Source organism: Roseateles sp. P5_E11 (assembly GCF_054049355.1).
Genome location: NZ_JBFUMO010000389.1, coordinates 1 through 5595, shown reverse-complemented (window position 1 = coordinate 5595; position 5595 = coordinate 1). Strand labels below are relative to the sequence as shown.

Below are 5595 nucleotides of genomic sequence, written 5' to 3'. Positions count from 1 at the left end.
GGCGCTTGTCAGGGTCGATCAACTCGCCCTTCTTGCGGCGTCGGCGCTTCTCGGCGGCGCAAGTCTGCTCAAAGATCAGCACGGTGCAACCGGCCGTGTCTCGAAGCTCGCGCTGCACCTCGTCGAGGTGGTCGCGATGTCGCACCTGAACGCCCGCGGGCAAACCCGAATCAGGGCCATACAGGGCGGGCTGGTCGCTGACCACGACCACGCGCTTGACCCCTTCGTGCTGCACCTGCTGAGCCATGGCGCCCACGGAAAGCGGGCCGTCCACCGGCTGCCCCCCGGTCATCGCGACGGCATCGTTGTAGAGAATCTTGTAGGTGATGTTGGCGCCGCTCGCCACGGCGGCCCGGATGGCCAGCAAGCCCGAGTGGTAGTAGGTGCCGTCGCCCAGATTCTGGAATACATGCCCAGCTTTCGAGAAGTGGTGCATCCCGACCCAATTGAGGCCCTCGCCGCCCATCTGCGTGCTGACCAGGGTGCGCGGTTTGGCCCACATCGCCATGCCATGACAGCCAATGCCCGCCATCGCCACACTGCCATCGGGAATCGCTGTCGAGGTGTTGTGCGGGCACCCCGAGCAGAAATAGGGCTGGCGCCTGCCGGTATCCGCCACGATGGCGGTCAGGGCGCCGCGGTAGGCGCGAAGCGATTGCACGCGTTCGTCGAGAGCGGCATCGGCCAGGCCGTTGGCACGCAGGCGCGAGGCGATGGCCAGCGCCACGTCGATGGGTTCAAGCTGCTGGTCTGAGGCCAGCAGCGTCTGCTGATGCTCTTCATTCTTGCCAACGATACGCGGCCGTGCCGCATCGTTGTAAAGGCAGGCGGCGGCCTGCGGCTCGACGAAGGCCTGCTTTTCCTCGACGAAGAACAGTTCCTGGCGCCCCTGCGCKAATGCCCTCAGACCAGTGGGCTCCAGCGGCCAGATCAATCCCACCTTGTAGACGGCCAAGCCGAGCTGCCCCGCGCGCTGATCGTCGATGCCCAGATAGCCCAGGGCCTGAATCACGTCCTGATGCGCCTTGCCTGCGGTGACGATGCCAAAACGGCCCGACGCACCCAGTGTGATGCGATCCACTCCGTTGACCCGCGCGAAGCGATGCACCAGTGGCAGCCGATGCCGGAGCAGGATGGCCTCATCCCGGCCGGGGCTGTAGACGCCCCGATAGTGGACTCCTTCGGAGGGCAGCAGGTCATCGGGCAGGGGTCGCTCGATGTGCAGCGCATCAAGATCCAGCGAGACGACGGTGGTCTGCTCAACCGTTTCGTTGACCACCTTCATCCCCACCCAGCAGCCGCTGTAGCGTGACAGCGCATAGCCCAGGAGCCCAAAGCGGACGATCTCGCCCACATCGGCCGGGTAGAGCATCGGCACATTGTTGGCGGCCAGGGCCTGTTCGCTGTGATGGGCGATGGTCGAGGACTTGCCGGGATGGTCGTCACCGAACACCACCAGCACGCCGCCCAGTGGATGGGTTCCGGCGTAGTGGCCGTGCTTGATGGCGTCGCCGGAGCGGTCCACACCCGGCCCCTTGCCGTACCAGAGCGCGAACACCCCGTCCACGCGGGCTGGGCCCAGCTGTTGCAGCTGTTGTGTGCCCCAGATGGCCGTCGCGGCAAGATCCTCGTTGACCCCCGGCTGAAAGACGACGTCGGCAGTCTTCAGCGCCTTGGCGGACTTCCAGAGCGCCGTATCGAAGCCGCCCAACGGCGATCCGCGGTAGCCGCTGACGTAGCCCGCCGTATGCAGCCCCGCGCGCCGGTCGAACTCGCGTTGCAGCAGCAGCAACCTGACGAGTGCCTGGGATCCGCTCAACATCACTTCACGGTGCCGCAGGTCATGGCGGTCGTCCAGCGATGCTGCCCTCAACAAACGGGCCTCTTCCAATTCGATCTCCTAGGCGGAAATTGCGACCCCGCGCCGCAAGTGACTTCGACGGTGGATCTTTCAAGCTCCCGGGCGCAACAGTGGCCCGGGCGGCCGATGGCAGCGGTCAGTCGGCGTCAGGCTGAGTCAGGGGCCACACCGTGTTGACCAGATAGTCAAGGAACCTTCCCGGTTCTTCGAGATGCGGCATGTGCGCCGAGCGCTCGAACCACTGCCAATGCTTGCTCGGCGCCCGAAGCGTTTCGTACCACTTGCGTGCCACACCGGAAGGCGTGGCGAAGTCATGGCGGCCTGCTGCGATCACGATCGGGCAGCCCAGTTCGCCAAGCTCCTTGAAGTCGGAACGCATCAATTCGGGCAAGAGGCGCTCCACGGCATCCTCGACTTGTCCGGTGCTGTCCAGATCCGCTGCCGTGTATTCCGGGCACAGCGTCTTGGCGTGGTCGAGGACATCGAGATCCTTGCGTCCATGGATCATTCCGCCCAGGTGAACCACCCACTTGCGCTCGGTCAGAAGCCGCATCAGCGTGGAGGCGGTCGGTGCCATGTCGGGATAGGGCGCCAAGGAATCGAGTTCCGTGGTGGCATCGGCCAAGCCCAGCGCCCTCGCCTGCCGGACGACGAAGTCGTAGCTGGCGCGTTCGTTTTCGACCCAGTCGATGACCTGGCCGACGCCGACGTACGCGTGCAAGCGCTCGGGACAGCGCTGCGCCAACAATGTCCCGACCACGCTTCCCCAGGAATGGCCCAGCACCACGATTTTCTGGCGCTTGAACCGACCACGCAGGAAGTCCACCACCTCGCAGGCGTCTGCCACCATGTGATCGATGAGGGAGGCTCCGTCGGCCAGATCCGGCCACGCTGCAGCGCCAGACTTTCCAYAACGCCGCTGATCCCATTGCACGACGACGAAGTAGTCTTCCCAGCCGCTTTGGTAGAGCCAGCTGGTGGGCATCTCCGGGCTGCCGGGGCCGCCATGAATGAACAGCAGCACAGGATTGCGTGCATCCCTGCCGCGAATCGAAAGCCATTGCTCAGTCCCACCAATCGAAACGGCCAGGAGGTCCTCGATCCCCTCCTGCGCAACGATCCGGCGTGCATTCCTCAAAATCTCGACAAAGGAGCTTCGCTCCGGGCTAGAAGCGATCTCGCTCATGTTCCCTCCCGTGCTCCGGCCACAGCGGCCAAGTAGGCACGCTCACCAATGGCCAATAGAACTGCTGCCATGGCCAGAGCGCCAGCCCCCACCGAAGACGCCGCATACAGCACGCTTCCTGGATCCGTACCCAGCACGTCAGACAGGATGCCGACCCCCGTTGTTCCCAATGCGGTCAGTGAAATGGATACGAGGGTTCCCAGCGCGACGATGCGCGACACGAAACGAGCATCGGACATGTCCTGCATCATGGTGGGCGCCAAGACAACGCCCGCAATCAACGCCGCAACCATCACCGCCAGCAGCAGATAGACGTGCATCGCCGAACTGGCCGCTGACAACATCACGCACGCAAGTGCGGCCGCCGAGCAGCCGCCAACCATGATGCGCAGCGGTGCCGCGTCCCGAATTCGGCGCTGCAGGAATCTCAACCCCAATGTGCCAACCACGGCTCCCGACACGATCCCGACGAGGAAGCAAGTGGCCATCGAAGCCGCGACGTCGTCAGCCGTAGCACCGAACCGCCGCTCCGCGATCACGGGCACCCATGTGGTGAAGGCCTGCAAGCCCATGCTTCCCAAGCCAAAGGCGCAGAACACGCAGAACAGTGCAAGCCGGTGCTGCCGCAAATACGGCCAGATGGGTGGCGACGCGACCGTCTCGTGAGCCTTCCGTGGTCTGTCGGCCTTCAAGAAGACAAGGAAGAACGAACAAGAGATACCCACTGCGGCCGTCAGCAGCAGCGCGGCACGCCACTCCTCCAGCCCAACCCAAGGGTACAAGCCCCAACTGCCCAGCGTTGAAGCCGCACCGGCGACACCGCCTGCCAGGCCGATCCCTGCGCCGATCAGCAGGAGATTCAAAGTGGCGTAGACACTGTTCGCCAGCGCCCGCGTTCGTTCGGGAAATGCTCGCGGTATGTAGGCATACACGATCGGCGCCATGGCCGTCTCGAGGAGACCCATGCCAGCAGAACTGAGAAAGAGAGCGCCGTAGCTACGACTGTTCGCGCCGGCGACGGTTGCCGTGCCCCACAAGGCCAGGATACCGAAAAGCACCTTGCGCACGTCGTACCTATCGGCAGCCCAACCCACGGCAAGGGCGGTCATCCCCGCGATCAAAGAGATGCCGACGCCCTGTAGAACACCAAGTTGAGTGTCGCTGAGCCCCAACGAGAGTCGCAAAGGCTCTCCCAGCAGCGTGAGTACCTGCCGATCCAGCGAGGCCACCAAAGTCAGGAGAACGAGGATCGACAAGGTGAACCAAGCACGTCCATTCGCCCTAGACTTACCAACGGCCTCAAGGCCAATGCTGTCCACGACCTTCATGGCAGCCTCAACTAGTACGCCGCGGTGACGGAAAGCGTGACCGTGCGCGGTCGCGCCTCGACCACATATGCAGGCGACCCCAATGGCACGAAGTTGGTCTGTGCGCTCATCTGGGTTCTGCGGTCAAAGAGATTCCGAATCGACAGGCCGAGATCGAATCTGCCCATCTTCATGCCGGCCTGGGCATCCGCCAGCGCGTAGCCCGGCAGCCGGTAGGACGGCAATGAAGCGCTGCCCGCAAAGCCCGCGTCACGATGACCGACGCCCCGCACCGCCGCGCCCACATAGCCTTGATGCTCACCTACGGAAAACTCGTATCGAGAGCTGAGGCCGAAAGACCACTTTGCCTGATTTGGCAGTTGTGCACCCTCGACGCCGATTCCGGGCCCGGATTCAGTCAGCCGACCATCGGTGTAAGCGAGGCTCGTGGCTACGGTCCAGTCTGGTGACACCCGCAAGGTCAGACTCGCCTCAGCGCCATCGATCTTGGCCTTGCCAGCGTTGGTCAGGAGGTTCAGTCCCTGAACAGCGTAGTACTGTTGAATATTGCGCCAGCGAATCTGGTAAACGGTGGCCTGCACCGACAGGGTCTGATCCAGCAGATCGGCCTTGTAGCCGCCTTCATAGCTCCACAGCGAATCACTCTTGAAGCTGGCAGGCGCCGCAGGCAATCCAGTGGCGGGATCCAGCAAGACGACATTGGGACCGCCGGGTCGATAACCACTGGCTGCCCGCACGTAGACGTTGCTCGTTGGCGAAAGGGCGTATTTGCCTGTCAGCAGGTAGGTAGCAGTGGTCTCGCTGGACTCAGAACTCAAGTCTGTGGGCGCCGCGATGAGCCCTCCACCGACCTGGCGGTAAGTCTGGCGATTGCGCGAAACCCGCGCGCCACCCGTGATGCTCCACTGGCTTGTCGGATTCCAGGTGACGTCAGCGAAGGCGGCGAATTCCTCAAACTTGCTCGGCAGCGACGCCCGGATGATGTCAGGGCCTTGGGAGCCGTCAGGCATCACCGTGCTTATCGATTGGTCATTGGTGCCCGTTTCGCGGTCGTAGTACAAGCCACCGAGCCAGGACACCTCTTTCTTGGCATCCGAAGACAAGCGGAACTCCTGGGTGGTCTTCCTCAGCACAGTCGCGACGTTCTGCGGCACCGACGCCACGTTGAGGCCGGCCAGCTCCGACAACAGCGGCCCGTACACCGGCGTGGTGTCAAAGGC

Annotated in this window: 4 protein-coding genes; all 4 read right to left on the bottom strand. The window is 63.6% G+C overall.

Features of this window, described 5'->3' with window-relative positions; all coding sequences use genetic code 11:
• On the bottom strand, positions 1 to 1891 hold a 1891-nt coding region (locus ACXJKR_RS22690), incomplete at its 3' end, for an indolepyruvate ferredoxin oxidoreductase family protein (RefSeq protein WP_457324730.1).
• A 106-nt stretch (positions 1892 to 1997) separates the two neighbouring features.
• Positions 1998 to 3047, bottom strand: coding sequence for an alpha/beta fold hydrolase (locus ACXJKR_RS22685; protein WP_457324729.1), 1050 nt, complete (start codon positions 3045 to 3047; stop codon positions 1998 to 2000).
• The gene (locus ACXJKR_RS22680; protein ID WP_457324728.1) at positions 3044 to 4375 is read right to left on the bottom strand and encodes an MFS transporter; all 1332 of its coding nucleotides are present in this window, start codon (positions 4373 to 4375) and stop codon (positions 3044 to 3046) included. The genes ACXJKR_RS22685 and ACXJKR_RS22680 overlap by 4 nt, the downstream gene beginning before the upstream one ends.
• A gap of 11 nt (positions 4376 to 4386) precedes the next feature.
• Positions 4387 to 5595: TonB-dependent receptor (locus ACXJKR_RS22675; RefSeq protein ID WP_457324727.1), on the bottom strand; the 1209-nt coding region annotated here is incomplete at its 5' end.